The sequence below is a fragment of the Jatrophihabitans telluris genome (genome assembly GCF_023516435.1).
Classification (GTDB): domain Bacteria; phylum Actinomycetota; class Actinomycetes; order Mycobacteriales; family Jatrophihabitantaceae; genus Jatrophihabitans_A; species Jatrophihabitans_A telluris.
Window position 1 is genome coordinate 3,785,145 of the sequence record NZ_CP097332.1, and the last position, 18,066, is coordinate 3,803,210.

Consider the following 18,066-nt stretch of genomic DNA (forward strand, 5'->3'; position numbering starts at 1 on the left):
GGCGGCAGGGTCATCGGTCGCAGCCACCCATCACGGGGTCGAGTGAGGCGACCGAGGCGATGACGTCGGCGACCTGGCCACCGATCGAGAGCGCCGCCGTTGCCTGCAGGTTGATGAATGACGGCTCGCGCAGGTGGACGCGGTAGGGCCGGGTGCCGCCATCGGACACCACGTGCGCACCGAGTTCTCCCCGCGGGCTCTCGACCGCGACGTAGGCCTGGCCGGGAGGCACCCGGAAGCCCTCGGTGACCAGCTTGAAGTGGTGGATCAGCGATTCCATCGACGAGTTCATGATCCGGTTGACGTGCGCGGGCGAGGTGCCCATGCCGTCAGGACCGATGGACAGCTGAGCCGGCCAGGCGATCTTCGGGTCGTCGACCATGACGCGTCCCGGTGTCTGCTCGATGCGCTCGAGAACCTGGGTGATGATCCGCAGGCTCTCGCGCATCTCGGCAACCTTGACCACGAAGCGGCTCCAGCAGTCACCGCCGTCGTCGGTGGGGATGTCGAAGTCGTAGGTCTCGTACCCGAGGTAGGGCTCGGTTTTGCGCATGTCCCAGGGCAGGCCGGCGGCACGCAGCATCGGACCTGTCAGTCCGAGCGAGATGCAGCCTTCCACGCCGATCCAGCCCACGCCCTTGAGCCGGTTGATCCAGATCGGCTGGCCGCGCAGCAGCTTGTCGACCCCGGTGATCTCCTGGTCCGTCTCCTTGATCCACTGGCGAATCTTCGGGATCGCGTTGTCCGGCAGATCCTGTGCGACTCCGCCGGGCCTGACGTAGGCGTGGTTCATCCGCAGGCCGGTGACGAGTTCCATGATGTCCAGGCAGCGCTCACGGGCCCGGAAGCCGTTGGTCATGGCGGTCAGCGCACCGAGCTCCATGCCGCCGGTGGCCAGCCACACCCAGTGGGAGGAGATCCGGTTGATCTCCATCATCAGCACGCGGATCAGCTCGGCGCGGGCGGGAACCTGGACGGCCAGCAGCTTCTCGATCGCCATGCAGTATGCGGTCTCGTTGAAAATCGGGGCCAGGTAGTCGCACCGCGTGACGAGGGTTGTCCCCTGGGTCCAGGTTCGGAACTCGGTCGTCTTCTCGATGCCCGTGTGCAGGTAGCCCACGACCAGTCGCGCGTCGGTGACGGTTTCGCCTTCGAGTTCGAGGACGAGCCTGAGAACCCCGTGCGTGGACGGGTGCTGCGGGCCCATGTTGACCACGAGACGTTCCTCGCGGAGGGGATCGCTGCCGAAGACGGAATCCCAGTCACCGCCACCACTGACGTTGTATACGCGGCCTTCGGTGGTCTGGCGTGACGTCGAGTAGTCGGTGCTCACCGGTACACCCGCCTCTCGTCGGGGGGCGGGATGCTCGCGCCCTTGTATTCGACCTCGACACCGCCGAGGGCGTAGTCCTTGCGCTGGGGGTGGCCGTCCCAGTCGTCAGGCATCAGGATCCGGGTCAGCGCGGGGTGACCGTCGTAGATGATCCCGAACATGTCCCAGGTCTCGCGCTCCTGCCAGTCCGCCGTCGGGTAGAGGCCGGTGGCGGAGGGAACGTGCGGATCGGCCACGGTGACCGCAACCTCGACGCGGACGCGCCGGCGGTAGGTCATCGAGGTCAGGTGGTAGACCGAGTGCAGCCGAGCGCCGTCGGCACCCTCACGGGCGAGGTAGTCCACCCCCGAGACCGCTGAGAGCAGCTCGAACCGCAGCGCCGGGTTGTTGCGCAGCTCGGTCAGCACCCCGATGAGGTGCTCGCGCTTGATGTGCAGGGTCAGTTCGCCGCGGTCGACCACGACTTTCTCGGTGGCCTCGCCCAGCGCCGGGTAAGCGGCGGCCAGGTTGTCGACGAGCTCGTCGAAGTAACTTCCGTACGGGCGTTGCGCGGGCAACTCGACCCAGGGCTGCCGCTGCAGGCCGGAGAATCCAGAGGTATCGCCGGAGCCGGTGACTCCGAACATTCCCGGACGTTCCTGGCTGACCGGCAACGCGCCTTCGAGCCTGGCGAGCTCGGTCTCGCGGTCTTCGATGCTGGCCACGCGCTACACCTCTTCCAAGGTGTGGAACTTCTTGCCGTACTTCTGGCTCGAGGGCACCAGCTCGACCTTCTGGCCGGCCTTCTTCTCCGCCCGCTTGGGGCCCAGAGGTTCGTTCATGATCTTGTGGTGCAGCTTGAGGATGGCGTCGATCAGCATCTCGGGCCGCGGCGGGCAGCCGGGCAGGTACATGTCGACGGGCACGATGTGGTCGACGCCCTGAACGATCGCGTAGTTGTTGAACATGCCACCGGACGATGCGCACACGCCCATCGCGATGACCCAGCGAGGCTCGGCCATCTGGTCATAGATCTGACGGACGACCGGTGCCATCTTCTGGCTGACGCGGCCGGCCACGATCATCAGGTCGGACTGGCGCGGCGAGGGCCGGAAGACCTCCATGCCGAAGCGAGCAGAGTCGAAGCGGGGCGCACCGAAGGTCATCATCTCGATCGCACAGCAGGCCAACCCGAAGGTGACCGGCCAGAGGGAGGACTTGCGCGTCCAGTTGACCAGCGTTTCGATACTGGCCAGCAGGATGCCGTCCGGCAGTTTCTCTTCCAAACCCATGTCAGCGGGCCAATCTCTCGACAGTGGCGGTGCGGGTGTGACAGCTGGTCATCGGGTGACCTCTGCGCCGTGTGGTGATTGCAGCAATACCGGGGACACGCGTCAGTCCCAGTCCAGGCCGCCGCGCCGCCAGACGTAGGCGTAGGCGACGAAGACGGTGACGATGAACAAGAAGATCTCCACGAGCCCGAACAGGCCGAGTTCCTTGTTGGTGACCGCATACGGGTACAGGAAGATGATCTCGATGTCGAAGACGATGAACAGCATCGCCGTCAGGAAGTACTTGATCGGGAACCGGTTGGGCCCGGAACTCATCGGCGCGGGCTCAATGCCGCACTCGTAGAAGGACAGCTTGGCCTTGTTGTATCGCTTGGGGCCGGTGATCGTGGCGATGATGACCGAGAACACGGAAAACCCGAAGGCCAGCGCGAAGAGGAACACGATCGGCAGGTACTGCGAAAGCATGGGCGACCCTGCTTCCCTTCTCATTCGTGCACCGTCCCCGCCCGATATCGAGGGGAGTCTCGAGTTGCGTCTCGGCGTGAGTCTCGACGCGGGCGGCGACCTGATGCAGTTCTCGTCGTTCTCGTTGTTCTCGTTGTTCTCGTTCTGTCAGTCGTGCAGTTCTGCGTGCTTCCGGCGCCGGTCGGAACTGCCCGGCGGGCGGTCGTACCGAAGGGCGGCTCATCGCCGTCACATCGTTGGTCAGGCTAGTCTCGCGTTTCGCTGTTCCGTTTCTTAGGCTTGCCTTACTTGCGGTTGTGCTGATACCGGGAGTCGGAGGACCCGACTCGTGGACTCATCTGAGCGCCGGGGTGATCCGGGTGAGGGCGGTGATGACGCGATCGGAGACGTCTCCGTCGTGCGGATCGGTCAGATTGGCCAGCAGCTTCAGGACGAAGCGCATCAGCCCGGGGTGTGGAAGTCCGTGGCGGGTGCACGCCCGCATCACGGCCGGGTTGCCGATCAGCTTCACGAACACTCCGCCGAGCCGGTAGTAGGCACCCCACTCGGCTGCCATCGCTGTGGGATAGCCGTGCAGCGCCTTCTCACGGGAGGATCCTTCGGGCCGGGCGAGGGCTTGGACCACGGCCTCGGCGGCCATCTTTCCCGACTCCATTGCGTACGGGATGCCTTCACCGTTGAACGGGTTGACCGAGCCGCCAGAGTCCCCCACGAGCAACACACCGTTGGAGTAGTGCGGAGTTCGGTTGAAGCCCATCGGCAGCCCGGCGCCCTGGGTCGTGCCGAGGGCGTTTTCCTCCCTGAAGCCCCACTCCTCGGGAGTGTTGTCGAGCCAGGTCGTCAAAAGATTGCGGTAGTTGGTCTTCTGGAAGCCGGCGGAGGAGTTGAGGACGCCCAGACCGACGTTGACCGAGCCGTCGCCCATGCCGAAGATCCAGCCGTAGCCGGGCAGCAGTTTGGCACCGTCGGCACCGGGCGGGCCGTCCCAGAGTTCGAGCCAGGACTCGAGGTAGTCATCGTGGGTACGGGGGCTGCGGTAGTAGCGGCGGACCGCGACGCCCATCGGACGCTTGTCGTCTCGCTGGTGGCCAAGCGCCAGCGCGAACCGTCCCGAGACGCCGTCGCAGGCAAGCACCACCGGGGCACGGTAGGTGTGCTCGGTCTTGTCGGGGCCGGCTTTGGCGCTCACGCCTACGACGCGGCCGGTCCTGTCGGTGATCGGACCGGTCACCGAGGTCTGCTCGTGCAGACGGGCGCCCGCCTTGACCGCCTGCTGGACGAGCAGGTGATCGAGGTCCGCCCGTGGCCGGACCAAGCCGTAGTTCGGGAAAGAGGCGAGCTCTGGCCAGTCCAGTTCCAGCCGGAGGCCGCCGCCTATGACGCGCAGACCCTTGTTGTGAAGCCAGCCGGCCTCCTGGCTGACGTCGATTCCCATGTCAACGAGGGCACGGGTGCCGCGCGGGGTCAGGCCGTCGCCGCACACCTTCTCCCGCGGGAAGCTGGTCTTTTCGAGCAGCAAGACGTCGATGCCGGCGGTGGCCAGCCAGTATGCCGCCGCGGAACCGGACGGCCCCGCGCCGACGACGATGACGTCGGCGTCGTAACGCTGGTCGTCAGGAACGATGCCGGGCTGCGCCTGCCCGACCGCGGTGGCGCGCTGCACCTGCTCGGCGGTGAGCGTCATCCGGATCTCCTCAATCGTGCGAGTCGAGTTGTCGCGGGCGCAGTCGGTCTCTTCCGGGACGCAGCCTTCGACAGCTCGTGAAAACTTTCACGAACACCACGAAGCAGTCTAGGCCTTGCGCCAGTATCTCCGACACCACCCGAACGCGGGCTCGGCAGACCCAGGAGGCTTGCCCGTTGCGCGCAGCGAGTGGGCTTGTGATCGCACCGTCAGGGCACGTTCGTCGACCGCCGCGCGGAGCGGGATTCGATCACCCTCCGCCGCCGGAGTGGGCCTCTGGTCACGCAGGCAGCCGTGCGGATCGTCAACTCAGCACCGAGGATGTGCAGAGACGCGACGGTTGAAGCGCGGAAGCCGAAGCGGATCGATGGAACGTGGCGGCACCCAGGCGGGTAGCCCGTCGATCATGCGGCACGTCCACCCCCGAGGGCCGAATTCTCGGTGGTGGTAGTGACAGACAAGGGTGAGGTTATTGAGGTCGGTGGTTCCGCCGTCCCGCCACGCGCGGATGTGGTGCCGTTGCGTCCATGAGGGCGGCGCATCGCAGCCCGGGAAGGTGCAGCCCTTGTCACGCGTGATCAGAGCCAAGGTCTGGGAACGTGAGGCGATGCGTCGGGCTCGGCCGAAGTTGAGGATCGCACCTCTCGCGTCGGACACCACGACCGCCAGCTCCGCCTCGTCGGCCAGGTGGCATGCGCTCGCGACGGGCATCGGCTGACCGCTGCCCGCCTCGACGATGGCAACACCACCGGGCGATCGCAAGCTGTCGCGGCTGGCGGTGATCAGGACCGTCGCCGGCGCACCAGATTCGGCCGGACCACGGTGACGCGCGAGGATGCCGGCCGCATCGTCGAGAGCATCGTGCATGCGTTGAGCTGCCGAGCGTTCATCGCGGCCCGACTCATCGGACGGGCGTGGCGCAGAACGCGAGTCGAGAAATGCCCAGAGCAACTGCCCGCATCCCGCCGTGAGCTCGCCTCGTAACCGCCAGGATCCGTCGGACACCGGTGTCAACGAGACCGCCCGCCGCCGGTCGACGATCGCGTCACGCGATACGGTGCCGTCCGAGTCCACCGTGTCCAGCAGCCGTTGTGCGGTGAGCCCCAGTTCGCGTGGGTTCGTGGATCTGGCGGCATTGGTCAGGGTCGTTGCTGCCTGCTCGAAGACAAATGCGCCCAGCTCGGCGGGCACCTTCTCCAACGTTGCCAGGACGACGCGAACATGTTCTGCAGAGACTTCGCCCGCTGCCAGAGCGGAAGCCAACTCGGGTACCACCGGCGGCAGGGCATCGCCGATGACATCGGCCCGCGGGCCCAGAGCCCCTGCTGCCGAGGCCCGCCGTCGTGCCTCCGCGCGGGATACGTGCAGCATGCTCGAAAGCAAATCCGCGGTCGACCTGGCCGCGACCGTCGAGGCAACGGCTCGGTTGTCGAGCTCGGCTACGAGGGCAACGTCGATGGCCTCAAGCCTGCGGCGGGTCGTTTCCATCGCCCGTAGCTCGGAAAGCAGGGCTTGCGTCGACAAGCCCGACAGGCCTGCCGAAGCCGCCCACCCCAGCCACCCTGAGACCGCCTCAGCCAGGTACGAGACCGCGGCACTGCCCTCGGAGGCCCGCTCGGCGTTCGTTCCACTGCCAACGCCCTCCCGCGCGGAACGGCCCGTTCCCGGGCGGACTACATCGCCGACCCCACGGCAGGCGGAAACGCCTACTGCTGCAGGGGCGGTTTGCTCGTCGATCACTCTCACGCCCGCAACGCTAAACACGGCTTCCGACAACGTTTCCGGGTTATCCACAGGCCAGGTCGTACGAGAGATCCGTCTTACGCAACTAGGGCAACCTCAACGCCCGCAGCCTCACAACTAGGGCAACCTCAACGCCCGCAGCCGCGCAACAAGGGCAACCTCAACGCCCGCAGCCTCACAACAAGGGCAACCTCAACGTGTGTCGGGCGCATTACCCCCTCGTTACCGGCTTTTTACCACTGAAGTGGCAGTTTCAGGACATCCCTGCTTGAACCGGCAACCGTCCGACACTCGGGAGCAGCCATGTCTGATCACACGATCACCCGTCGATCCGCCTTGATCGGAGCCGGTACCGCCGGGGTGTTAGGGACAGTCGCTGCCAGCGGCTTACTGCCGGCGAGCGCGGATGCAGTGGGCGTCGCGCCGTCCGCCGCCGCGACAGCCGGTCATCCGGTATCTCGACCGGGCGCCGACGACCAGCGTGTGAACGCGCTGCTGAGGAAGATGACGCTGGCGGAGAAGATCGGGCAGCTGCAACTGCTCAACACCGAGGATCTGGCCAAGACCGCACTGGCCGGATCGATGCCACCCGGCGGTGTCTTCTCGGTCGTCGGCGCGGCCAAGCTCAACGCGCTGCAGAAGCTTGCCGTCGAGAACACTCGTCTGGGAATTCCCCTGATCTTCGGGCTCGATGTGATCCACGGCTACACCACGAACTTCCCGATCCCGCTGGCGCAGGCTTCCAGCTTCGACCCGGGCGTGGCTGTCACCGATGCCGAGATCTCCGCTGCCGAGGCACGCGCTAGCGGCATCACCTGGACGTACTCGCCGATGATGGATGTGACGCACGAACCGCGCTGGGGCCGGATCGCTGAAGGCAACGGCGAGGATCCCTATCTCACCAGCACCTTGGCCGCCGCGAAGGTAGGCGGCTATCAGGGCAACGACTACTCCCAGGCCAACCGGCTGGCCGCGTGCGCCAAGCACTACGTCGCCTATGGAGGGACCGAGGGCGGACGGGACTACAACACCGTCGACGTCTCGATCCAGGAGTTGCACAACCACTACCTGCCACCGTTCAAGGCGGCGGTCGAGGCCGGTGTCGCTACCGTCATGACCTCGTTCAACACGGTGGCCGGAGTTCCCGCGCACGCCAATGTCTACACGGTGCGCGAGATCCTGAAGAACACCTACGGCTTCGACGGATTCGTGGTTTCGGACTACACCGGAATCCAGGAACTGATCATGCACGGCGTTGCTGGTAACGGTGCCGACGCCGCGGCGCTGGGAATCAACGCCGGGGTCGACATGGAGATGGTGTCGACCAACTACGTCGACTACGCAAGACAATTGCTCGCCGCGGGCCGGATCACGCAGGCCCAGATCAACGACGCGGTGCGGCGCATCCTGCGGGTCAAATTCGCGCTCGGCTTGTTCGAGCACCCGTACGTGGACGAGGCACACGAGGTGACCGCGGTGTCGGCGGCCGCGCGCGCTGCCGCCCGCACGGCGGCGACCCGTTCGATGGTGCTGCTGAAGAACGACGGTGCCCTGTTGCCGCTGACCGGTACGCACAAGACCGGTCGCATCGCGGTGATCGGGCCGCTGGGCAACGCGACCTACGACCTCAACGGGACCTGGACAGGCCTGGGTACCGGCTCATCGACAACTCCTCCGGTCACCGTCGTCGACGGGATCAAGGCAGCCGCGCCCTCGGCCACCGTGACCTACACCGCCGGCTGTGGCATCGATTCGACGGACACCTCGGGTTTCGCCGCCGCCCGGACCGCGGCGGCCCAAGCCGATGTCGTGATCCTTGCCGTCGGGGAAAGCGCGGCCGAGAGCGGTGAGGCTTCTGCCCGCAGCCTCATCGGCCTGCCCGGCGTGCAGGAGCAACTCGTCGCCGCCGTCGCCGGAGCCGGCACCCCCATCGTGGCCGTGCTGTTCAACGGCCGTCCACTGACGCTGCAGCCGGTGGTCGACGTGGCCGGGGCCATTCTCGAGGCGTGGGCACCCGGGGTGGAAGCGGGTAACGCGGTCGCGGACCTGTTGTTCGGCAAGGTCAATCCGGGCGGAAAGTTGCCGGTGTCGTTCCCGAGGGCGGTCGGTCAGATACCGATCTACTACAACCACCTCAACACCGGACGTCCGGCCGATCCGCTGAACAAGTACACCTCGAAGTACCTCGATCTGCCCAGCGGACCACTGTTCGAATTCGGTTTCGGCCTGTCCTACAGCACTTTCGAGGTGAGTGGCTTCGCGCTCTCCTCGACCAGGATGAACCGCAGGCACGGCTCGATCAGGGTCACCGCATCGGTGCGCAACACCTCCGACGTCGCCGGGGACGAGGTCGTCCAGCTCTACATCCACGATCCCGTGGCCAGCATCGCGCAACCGGTTCGCCGCCTCCGCGGGTACCGACGAGTGAGTCTGGATCCCCAGCAGAGCACCACGGTGTCGTTCACCCTCACGCCTGCCGACGTGGGCTTCTACGACAACCAGGCTCGGTTCGTGGTCGAGCCCGGTCAGATCGAGGTCTATCTGGGGACGACGTCCTCTGCCCCGGACAAGGCCACGTTCACTGTCGTCTGACCCACCCGCACGGACGACTTCGCGCGCAACAAGGGCAACCTCAACGAGGTCTCGCGCGCAACAAGGGCAACCTCAACGGGGTCTCGCGCGCAACAAGGGCAACCTCAACGGAGGGGGCGTGAGGGAAACGTGAGCGTTCCCGGGGGCGCGCGTGTGCGGCGGCGGGCAGCCCGGTGAGCGCCGCGCGGTCCTGCCATCGTCGATGGTGTGGCAACGACAGCACTGGAATACATCGACGATGATCTGCACCTCCCCGAGCGCACCGGGTACCGGATCAAGCGCGCCCTGCTCGGACCGCCGCTGACCACGGCCCAGTTGCACGAGGAGAAACTCTCGAAGAAGGCCGCCCTGGGCGTGCTGTCCAGCGACTGCATCTCCTCCTCCGCCTACGGGACCGAAGAGATGCTCATCGCGCTGCTGGCCGTGTTCGGCCTGGCGGGATTCAACATTCTCCTCCCGATGACCGCTGTCGTCCTGCTCGTCCTCGTCGTCATGACCCTGTCGTACCGGGAAGTCGTGACGGTCTACACCCGCGCGGGCGGGTCCTACGTCGTGGCCCGGGAGAACTTCGGACCGCGCATCGCGCAGATCGCCTCGGTGGCCCTGCTGATCGACTACATCGTCACCGTCGCCGTGCAGGCAGCCGCCGGGACCGCGGCCATCACCTCGCTCATCCCGAGCCTCGGTCACGGCAGCATCCCGCTGGCGATCACGGTGACCGTCGTCCTGGTCCTGGCGTATGGCAATCTGCGGGGCGTGCGAGAGGCCGGCCGCGCCTTCGCCTTCCCCACGTACTTCTTCGTCGTGGCCGCGGGCCTTGTCGTCATCGTCGGCCTGGTCCGTGAGCTCGCCGGAGACCTACCGAAATACCCCACCAACCTGCCCGGCATGATCGACGTCCACGACTCCGGCCACGCGATCTTCACCGGTGCCGCCATCTTCGTTCTGCTCAAGGCCTTCGCCAACGGTGGCTCGTCGCTCACCGGGCTGGAGGCCATCTCGAACGGGGTCAGCGCGTTCAAGAACCCGCCCGGCGAGAACGCGCGCCGCACCCTGTCGGTGATGAGTGCCCTGCTGGGCACGCTGGTACTGGGGATCAGCTACCTGGCCTACGAAACCCACGCCACCCCCTACGACCACGGAAGCCCGACCGTGATCAGCCAGGTCGCCAAAGCCGCTTTCGGCACCGCCTGGTACGGGCATCTCGGCTTCGTCATCGTCCAGGTAGCGACCGCGCTCATCCTCTACACCGGCGCGAACACCCCGTTCACCGGATTCCCCTTCCTGGCCAGTTTCATCGCCGACGACTCGTTCCTCCCCCGGCAGCTGACCCGGCGCGGACAGCGTCTGGCCTTCTCCAACGGCATCATCGTGCTCACGGTGGCCGCGCTGGCGCTGCTGTTCGGCGTCGGCGCCCACGTCGACAAGCTCGTTCCGTTCTACGCGATCGGCGTCTTCACCGGGTTCACGATGGCCGGATTCGGGATGGCTCGCTACCACCACACCCACCGCGAGAACCGGTGGCGCACCAAGCTCGCGGTCAACGCCACGGGGGGCGGCGTCTCGCTGCTCATCGTGGCGATCTTCGCGGTCGTCAAGTTCACCGAAGGCGCGTGGCTCGTCGTGCTGCTCTTCCCGCTCGGCTGGCTCGCCCTGATGCGTCTCAACCGGCAGTACCGGGCCGAGGCCCGGTCCCTCGACATCGTGACCACGCAGCGCCGCCGTCGGGCCGATTCCGAGCCGCTCGATGAGCCCGGCACCGATCAGCCGCAGACTCCGCCGACCGCTCACTACCCGCGCCACGTCGTTCTCGTGCTCGTCGACCGGCTCGACCTGGCCGTCATCCGCGCGCTGCGCTACGCCGGTAGCCTGCGGCCGACGGACGTGCGCGCCGTTCACATCACCCTCGACTCGAGTGTGGCCGCCGAGCTTCGTCACGATTGGATCGAACGCGGCCTCGGCGACCGGGTGCCGCTGGAGCTGCTCGCCTGCCCCGACCGGCGCCTGATCCGGGCTTCGGCGACGCTCGCACTGCGGACGGTCATCCAGGACCAGGCCGAGGTCACCGTGTTGCTGCCCCGCCGCTCCTTCCGCCGGGGGTGGCAGCGCCTGCTTCATGACCGCACCGCCGACCGGATCGCCTACGCCGTCAGCCGGATCCCGCACGTCGCGGCCACGATCGTGCCGTTCGACACCACCTTGACCGCCGCGACCGGGGCCCATCACGACGAGCCGCGGCTGCCCACCGACACCACCGTGGACAGCGGTGTCGCCGCCCCCAGCGGCACGGACGCCGACAGCCGCACCGACACCGACACCGACACCGACACCGTGACCGGTGATCCCGGCGCCGCTCACCCGATCGCCGCCTTGCGGCGTGGCCAGGCGGTGGTCGTCGAGGGCACGATCAAGTCGGTTCAGGTCGGAACGAAGGCCGGCAAGTCCCTGGAGGTACAGGTGTTCGACCACACCGGCGGGATCCGGCTCTTGTTCTTCGGACGAACGGCGATCCCGGGGCTCGAGCCCGGCACCGTGGTCAGGGCGAGCGGCCGGGTCGGTGAATACAAGGGCCACCTGGCACTGGCCAATCCCCGCTACGAACTGCTGGAGTGCTCCGAACCCGCGGCGTCGCCGTTCAGCTTGGCCAGGTAGGCGTTGTAGGCGTTCAGGCTGGAATCCTCATCGTCGAAGTCCAGATCGTCGGCGGCGCTGGCCGGTGACCCGCCCGCGCCGGTGCGTTCGTCGAAGCTCACCCGGCGGGCCTGCTCCAGCCAGCCACTGCTGTCGTGCTTGCGACGTTCCGGATCGTTGAGCCAACCCAGCACCAGACCGATCATGATCGCGGCCATGATCCCGTCACCGCCGAACCACATGATCGCCCCGCCGGTATGGGTGTCCGACAGGGTGTTCACGGACAACCCGGGTACGGCCAGCATCCGCACCGGCGTGCTGCCCTGCATGATCACGATGCCGACGAAGGTGTCCACCGCCATCGACAGCGCCAGCATCAGCCAGCGCGCCGGAGTGGACAACTGCCAGCGGCCGGGAGTGTCACCGAGGATCAGCAGGAAAAACTGGCTGCCGATGACCAGGTAGACCAGATGCTCGACCTGACCGGCCCAGGGGTTGGTCATGATCGTGTCCATCAGGCCCGTGAGGTGGCTGCCCACGATGACCACCGCGTAGCTGGCCAGCGCGACCGGGGGCGCGGTGAAGACGGTCCAGAACCGGCCCTGCAGGAAGCGCTCGAACGCCAGGCGACGGGACTCCGACAGCGCCAGCAGCGCCAGCTCGATCGGCCGCCCGGCCATCAGCAGAGCCGGCGCGACCATCACGAAGCCCAGGTGACCCAGCATGTGCGCCGAGTACAGCGCCATGTCGTAGACGCCGATGCTGGCGCAGGTGCACACCACACACACCGCGAGCCCGGCGAGGAACAGGGCCGTGCGTGCCCCGCTCCAGGCCATCGTCCGGTGAACCTTGAGCACAGCCGTCAGATACGCCGCCGCGGCGAGCACCACGAACGCGACCGCGATCGAGTCGAGCTGCCAGGTCCTCAGCAGGGAGGTCCCGAGTAGCTGCCCCAGATCGTTTCCGGCCCCCATCCGCAGCAAGGCGTCAGCGGCCTGGCCGTGGTGCATCGCGCCGCTGCCACCGGAACCGGCGTCCATCGTCCCCGCCGCGGAACCACGCATCGACAGGTACCGCACGACCGCGGCGACGAGGCCGGCCAGGATGGTCAGCGCCAGCAACCAGACGCTCCACAAGGGTGCACCGTGACTCGCCGGAGCGGTGCCAGTCCGATCCGCCGCAGTCGGAGAATCCGCGCGCGAGGCCACGCCGCCACGGTACGTCACGAGCGGACGCCGCCTCGCCGGCTCCAGGTCCACCGCGGTCCGAGGACGGCCGCCGGCCCAGCGAAGCCGATCATTTCTGCGCATTCACCCGCACCGGGCGGCCACCGGCCGCTAGATTCTTGCTGATACACCGACTCTGAGGAGGTAAACCGATGGACTTCGACGGCTTGAAGGACAAGGCGCTGGGCTTCGTTCACGACAACAAGGACAAGGTCGAGGACGGCGTGGAGAAGGCTGCCGACTTCATCCAGGACAAGGTCGACAACGACAAGGTCGACGCCGGCGTGGAGAAGGCCAAGAACGTCGTCACCGACAACCTGGACAAGCTGTAACCAGCAGCATGAAGGAGCGCCCGGCGGTCTGGTTCAGGCCGCCGGGACGTAGCTGAGCACGGGATACCAGACGCCGAACGGGTCCCCCACGTAGTGCGTGGTCACGGCCCAGTCACGCCGATCAGCACCAGCACCAGCACCAGCACCGGCACCGGCACCGGCACCGGCACCGGCACCGGCACCGGCACCGAGGACACCAGCGAGGATCTGCCAGCCCACCCGTCCGGCCACCAGCAGTTCGCCGGCCAGGGCCGGATCGATCGCCGCCAGCACCTCGGCGTCCGGCTTCTGCAGCGCGTCGGTCACCACCCCGTCGAAGGGATGCGCCCGCTCGTCCAGGTAGCCGGGCGCCTTCACCGTCCGGCAGGCCGAACCGTCGGCCACCACCAGGATGCCCGTTCGGCCGGCACGGGCCGCCAGTTTCCCGCCCGCCGCCACGCACACCCCGGGCTCGGCGGTCTCCGCCAACAACAACTGCTCAACCGGCACGTCGGCGTCCGCCGCGGCAAGCAGGCACCTGCCCACTTGCAGGCTCAACGGCTCGCCGACCTCGACCGGGCGGATCTGGCCGACTACGACCACCCGCTCGGGGCGGGCGGCCAACAACACGTCGATGGCCTCTACGCACGCCGCGCGCAACAGTTCGACCTCGGCCACCGGCAAGCCGGTACGGCCCGGCAGCAGCACCGGCGCCTGCGGTACCGAGGCGATCGCCACCACGGTCATCGGCGCGCCCCGTTCACGCGAGTCCTCGAACGGCACGGCGGGGCGGGACGTCGCCACGAATGGCCGCCACCATGTCGAGCACCTGCCGGGTCTCGGCCACGTTGTGGGCCCGGAAGACCGACGCACCCTCCCAGGCGGAGACCGCCGTGGCCGCCAGGGTGCCGAGCAATCGCTGATCCAGCGCAAGATCGAGCGTCTCGCCCACGAAATCCTTGTTCGACAGCGACACCAGGACCGTCCAGCCGGTGTCGACCATTTCGCGCAGGCGCCTGGTCACCTCCAGCGAGTGCCAGGTGTTCTTGCCGAAGTCGTGACCGGGGTCGATCATGATCCGGTCCCTTGCGACCCCGAGCGACACCGCCCGCTCGGCCTCGGCCACCGTGCGCCGGAGCACGTCGGCCATCACATCCGGGTAGTCGATGCGGTGCGGACGCGTCCGGGGCGCCGCTCCACCGGCGTGCGTGCAGACCAGCGCCGCGTCGTACTCGGCGGCCACCATCGCCAGCTCCGGATCGTGGCCGCCCCACGCATCGTTGAGGAGGTCCGCGCCGGCCTGGCACACGGCGCGGCCGACCGAGGCTCGCCACGTGTCGACCGAGATGATGAGCTCGGGATACCGCTCGCGGACCGCGGCCACGAAGTCGACCGTCCGCCGGATCTCCTCGGCCGCATCGACGTCCTCGCCCGGAGCGGCCTTCACCCCACCGATGTCGACGATCTCGGCGCCGTCGGCGACCACGCTGTCCACCCGCTCCAGCGCCTTGCCGAAGGCGAAGGTCGCCCCCCGGTCGTAGAAGGAGTCAGGCGTGCGGTTCACGATTGCCATGATCAGCAAGGCGCTGTCGGCAAAGCGCTGTCGGCCCAGTCGCAGCATCAGGCGGGCGCCGAATCCGCAAAAGGATAGGCCTGCACGGTGATCGCCGGGGGGCGTTCGGCGATCGGTACGTCACGCGCCCGCCAGAATCCCTCGACGCTCCGGTCGTACTGGTACAGGTCGGTCCAGGCGTGGGTGTAGCCCACCGAGGCGGGCGGACGCCCGCGATTGAGGCGCCGGGTCGCGGTCGCCAGGATCTCCGTCGCCATCACGCCCAGGTCGTGCACGTTCTGGTGGGAATGGCCGCGCTGGCCGAGATCGACCTGAGCCACGGCCCCCAGTCCGTGCCGCCACACCGTGTCGGTCAGGGTCGCGAACTCGACCCCGTAACCGACCGGGAAGGGGAGTGTCTCGGCCAGGCTGCGTCGCATCGCCCATTCCCCGGCCAGCGGTTGGACGACGCCGGACAGGATGGGCCAGTGCAGATTGATCAGTGGACGCGCCACAAGTTCGGTGACCCGTCCACCCTGCGGTGAATGGCCACCGTCGGCGGAGGAGAACAGCCGGTCGTAGAACCCTTTCACCAGCGACACCTTCCGATCACGCAGCATCGGGCCGAGCAGACCCGTGATGAAGTGCGCACCCCACTCGGTGAGGTCGGCATCGATGAAAGCGACGATGTCCCCGCGGGTCACGAACAGCGAGCGCCACAGGGCCTCACCCTTGCCGGGCAGCGACTTCAGGCCGGTCTCGATCGCGCCGGCCGCATAGACCTGCGCGCCCGCCTTGGCGGCCAGGGCCGCGGTGGCGTCCGTCGAGTCGGAGTCGATCACCACGAGCTCGTCGACCAGACCCGGTTCCACCAGCGCGTCGGAGATCCGGCTCACCACCTCGGCCACGGTCGCTTCCTCGTTGCGCGCCGGGATCACCACCGAGATGCTCAGGTTCTGCTCTCGCTTTCGCTCCAGCAGTTCCGGCAGGGTGAAGTCCGTTGCCAGGTAGGTGTGGCTGTCGAACCATCGACGGGCCGCCAGCTCCATCAGCTCGTCCCCCTGCCGTCCTGCGCCGCGACCAGTCGCGCTTTGATCCGCGCGGTCGCCGCCGCCGGGTCGGCAGCCTCGGTGATGGCGCGTACGACCACCACCCGGGTGGCACCGGCCTGCAGCACCTCGTCCAGAGTCGACTCGTCCACACCGCCGATACCGAACCATGGACGCGAGGGCTGGTCTGCCGCCAGCTTGCGAACGGGATCCAGGCTGGTGTGCGGCCGGCCCGCTTTGGTGGGCGTAGGCCAGATCGGGCCCAGGCAGAAGTAGTCCAGGTCGGGATCGAGCGCCGCCTCACTGGCCTGGTCCAGGCTGTGGCTGGACCGTCCGAGGATCACGTCCGGTCCGAGGATGCGGCGAGCCACGGCGGGCAGCAGATCCCGCTGCCCCAGATGCAGCACGTCAGCGCCCGCGGCGAGCGCGAGATCGGCCCGGTCGTTGACCGCCAGCAACGCACCGTGCCGCTCACAGGCGGCCCGGAACACCTCCAGCAACGCCAGTTCGTCGGCGGCCTCGAGGTTCTTCTCGCGCAGCTGGACGATATCGACGCCCGCGCCCAGCACCTCGTCGAGAAACTCGGGCAGGTCGTCCTCGGCGCTGCGGGAGCCCACGCACAGGTACAGCAGAGCGCGGTCGAGAGCTTCGTTACCCATCGGATCATCCAATCACCCCGCTCGCGATGCCGCCGCCCACCGCCACCCACCGCCGGGCGACCTGGCGCGACGGGTCCGGTGGACGGCGGCGCACGAGGCCGCGATCCGGGAACTGTTTACCGAAAGTTCATCGCTGCGGCGCCGTCGGTACCCTCGGATCCGTGACCCACCCGCCCCGGATCCTCGTTGTGGGTGGCGGCGTCATCGGGCTGGCGGTCGCCTTCAGGCTCGCCGGACGAGCCCGGGTCACGCTGATCGACACGAGCGGCACACGCGGCGCCACCTGGGCGGCGGCGGGGATGCTGGCTCCGGTCAGCGAGGCGGTCTTCGGCGAACACGAACTCACCCGGTTGAACCTGCGGGCGGTGGCCGAATTCGTCGACTTCGCCGCTGAGTTGGCCCTGCGGACGGGTCGGCCGGTCGAGCTACGTCACGAGGGGACCCTCGCCGTCGCGTTCGACAACGACGATCGAGCCGCGTTGAGCCGGCTGACCGAATACCGCGACTCCCTCGGCTTGGCCACCGAACAGCTGAACTCCCGCCAGGCCCGTTCGCTGGAGCCGTACCTGGCTCGCGAGGTGCGATCTGGGGTCTACACCGCCGACGACCTGTCGGTCGACAACCGCCAGTACACCGAGGTGCTGCACGACGCGGCCCGGGCAGCGGGCGTCGAGTTCCGTCGCGGGTCGGTGTCGGGACTGCGCCGCGATTCCTCCGACGGGGCAACGGTCACCGGCGCCGTGGTGGCCGGCGGGGACGGGGCGGCAGAAAGCGTGGTGCTCGATGCCGAGGAGGTGGTGCTCTGCACGGGCGCAGCGACCCGGGAGCTGGCCGACCTGCCCATCGAGCCGGTGAAGGGCCAGATCCTGCGGCTGCAGATACCGCGGCAGCTCGCCGCGAGCGGTCCGATCCTGACCCGAACCGTGCGGGGACTGGTGCGTGGCAGCGAGGTCTACCTGGTGCCGCGGCGTTCCGGGGAGATCGTCGTGGGCGCCACCTCCGAACAGCGCGGCTTCGACACCACGGTCACCGCCGGCGGCGTGTACGAGCTGCTGCGCAATGCCTATGAGCTCCTGCCGGTGAGTTCGGAATTCGAGTTCGTCGAGGCGCGGGCCGGATCCCGCCCTGGTACGCCGGACAACGGCCCGATCGTCGGACGGCTCGGCCCCGGATTGCTCGTGGCCAGCGGGCACTACCGCAACGGCATCCTGCTGTCGGCGGCAACCGCGAACGCCGTGGGGGCACTCGTCGTGGGCGGCGTCGCGTCGGCAGAATGGACACCGTTCGGTCCGCAGCGGTTCCTCTCGCAGAAGGAAGCATCGTGCAACTGATCGTCAACGGCTCGCCCCGCGAGATCGAGGACGGCAGCCGGCTCAACGTCCTCGTCGAAGCCGTCTCCGACCGTCCCAGTGGCATTGCCGTAGCCCTCAACAGTGAAGTCGTCCCCAGAAGTGTCTGGGCCGACACCGCGCTGAGCGCCGGCGACCGCGTCGATGTCGTGACGGCGGTCCAGGGTGGCTGAGTATGCAGACAGCGGGGTTGAGAATGGC

At 67.8% G+C, this 18,066-nt stretch carries 16 protein-coding genes; 5 read left to right on the forward strand and 11 right to left on the reverse strand.

The window, feature by feature from the left end; all coding sequences use genetic code 11:
• Positions 1-10: 10 nt before the first annotated feature.
• The 6 genes from M6D93_RS17485 to M6D93_RS17510 form a co-directional block, all read right to left on the reverse strand.
• Positions 11-1,333, reverse strand: coding sequence for an NADH-quinone oxidoreductase subunit D (locus M6D93_RS17485; protein WP_249771204.1), 1,323 nt, complete (start codon positions 1,331-1,333; stop codon positions 11-13).
• Complete coding sequence (locus tag M6D93_RS17490) at positions 1,330-2,028, reverse strand: NADH-quinone oxidoreductase subunit C (RefSeq protein ID WP_430667243.1); 699 nt, start codon at positions 2,026-2,028, stop codon at positions 1,330-1,332. Before M6D93_RS17490 ends, M6D93_RS17485 begins: the two co-directional genes overlap by 4 nt.
• A gap of 12 nt (positions 2,029-2,040) precedes the next feature.
• On the reverse strand, positions 2,041-2,604 hold the full coding sequence (locus M6D93_RS17495; protein WP_249771206.1) for a NuoB/complex I 20 kDa subunit family protein: 564 nt from the start codon (positions 2,602-2,604) through the stop codon (positions 2,041-2,043).
• 102 nt (positions 2,605-2,706) lie between these two features.
• Complete coding sequence (locus M6D93_RS17500; protein WP_249771208.1) at positions 2,707-3,069, reverse strand: NADH-quinone oxidoreductase subunit A; 363 nt, start codon at positions 3,067-3,069, stop codon at positions 2,707-2,709.
• Between the two features lie 334 nt (positions 3,070-3,403).
• Positions 3,404-4,753: a geranylgeranyl reductase family protein gene (locus tag M6D93_RS17505; RefSeq protein WP_249771210.1), complete on the reverse strand. Its 1,350-nt coding sequence runs from the start codon at positions 4,751-4,753 to the stop codon at positions 3,404-3,406.
• A 309-nt stretch (positions 4,754-5,062) separates the two neighbouring features.
• Positions 5,063-6,499 carry an HNH endonuclease signature motif containing protein gene (locus tag M6D93_RS17510; RefSeq protein ID WP_249771212.1) on the reverse strand — a complete coding sequence of 479 codons (1,437 nt, stop codon included), beginning with the start codon at positions 6,497-6,499 and terminating at the stop codon, positions 5,063-5,065.
• A 300-nt stretch (positions 6,500-6,799) separates the two neighbouring features.
• On the opposite strand from M6D93_RS17510, the gene M6D93_RS17515 reads away from it, so the two are divergent.
• Both M6D93_RS17515 and M6D93_RS17520 read left to right on the forward strand, forming a co-directional pair.
• A complete protein-coding gene (locus M6D93_RS17515; protein WP_347343505.1) occupies positions 6,800-9,088 on the forward strand; it encodes a glycoside hydrolase family 3 N-terminal domain-containing protein in 2,289 nt (762 codons plus the stop codon).
• Positions 9,089-9,295: 207 nt separating this feature from the next.
• Complete coding sequence (locus tag M6D93_RS17520) at positions 9,296-11,740, forward strand: APC family permease (protein WP_249771216.1); 2,445 nt, start codon at positions 9,296-9,298, stop codon at positions 11,738-11,740.
• On the opposite strand, the gene M6D93_RS17525 is transcribed toward M6D93_RS17520, so the two are convergent.
• A complete protein-coding gene (locus M6D93_RS17525; RefSeq protein ID WP_249771218.1) occupies positions 11,683-12,855 on the reverse strand; it encodes a cytochrome c oxidase assembly protein in 1,173 nt (390 codons plus the stop codon). The two genes, M6D93_RS17520 and M6D93_RS17525, sit on opposite strands and share 58 nt — an antisense overlap.
• Positions 12,856-13,097: 242 nt before the next feature.
• On the opposite strand from M6D93_RS17525, the gene M6D93_RS17530 reads away from it, so the two are divergent.
• On the forward strand, positions 13,098-13,277 hold the full coding sequence (locus M6D93_RS17530) for an Rv0909 family putative TA system antitoxin (RefSeq protein WP_249771220.1): 180 nt from the start codon (positions 13,098-13,100) through the stop codon (positions 13,275-13,277).
• 33 nt (positions 13,278-13,310) lie between these two features.
• Here the strand turns inward: M6D93_RS17530 and M6D93_RS17535 are convergent, their stop codons facing one another.
• The 4 genes from M6D93_RS17535 to thiE are packed head-to-tail and all read right to left on the reverse strand — an operon-like array spanning position 13,311 to position 16,516.
• Positions 13,311-14,060 (reverse strand): class III extradiol ring-cleavage dioxygenase family protein, encoded by a 750-nt coding sequence (locus M6D93_RS17535; RefSeq protein ID WP_249771222.1) that lies wholly within the window; start codon positions 14,058-14,060, stop codon positions 13,311-13,313.
• Positions 14,017-14,877: a dihydropteroate synthase gene (gene folP, locus M6D93_RS17540; protein ID WP_347343506.1), complete on the reverse strand. Its 861-nt coding sequence runs from the start codon at positions 14,875-14,877 to the stop codon at positions 14,017-14,019. Before folP ends, M6D93_RS17535 begins: the two co-directional genes overlap by 44 nt.
• On the reverse strand, positions 14,877-15,857 hold the full coding sequence (locus M6D93_RS17545; protein WP_249771226.1) for a glucosyl-3-phosphoglycerate synthase: 981 nt from the start codon (positions 15,855-15,857) through the stop codon (positions 14,877-14,879). Before M6D93_RS17545 ends, folP begins: the two co-directional genes overlap by 1 nt.
• Positions 15,857-16,516: a thiamine phosphate synthase gene (thiE, locus tag M6D93_RS17550; RefSeq protein WP_249771228.1), complete on the reverse strand. Its 660-nt coding sequence runs from the start codon at positions 16,514-16,516 to the stop codon at positions 15,857-15,859. The genes M6D93_RS17545 and thiE overlap by 1 nt, the downstream gene beginning before the upstream one ends.
• A gap of 161 nt (positions 16,517-16,677) precedes the next feature.
• Between thiE and thiO the strand changes: the two genes are divergently transcribed.
• A complete protein-coding gene (gene thiO, locus M6D93_RS17555; RefSeq protein ID WP_249771230.1) occupies positions 16,678-17,847 on the forward strand; it encodes a glycine oxidase ThiO in 1,170 nt (389 codons plus the stop codon).
• A complete protein-coding gene (thiS, locus tag M6D93_RS17560) occupies positions 17,838-18,038 on the forward strand; it encodes a sulfur carrier protein ThiS (protein WP_249771232.1) in 201 nt (66 codons plus the stop codon). Before thiO ends, thiS begins: the two co-directional genes overlap by 10 nt.
• The last annotated feature ends 28 nt before the right edge of the window (positions 18,039-18,066 follow it).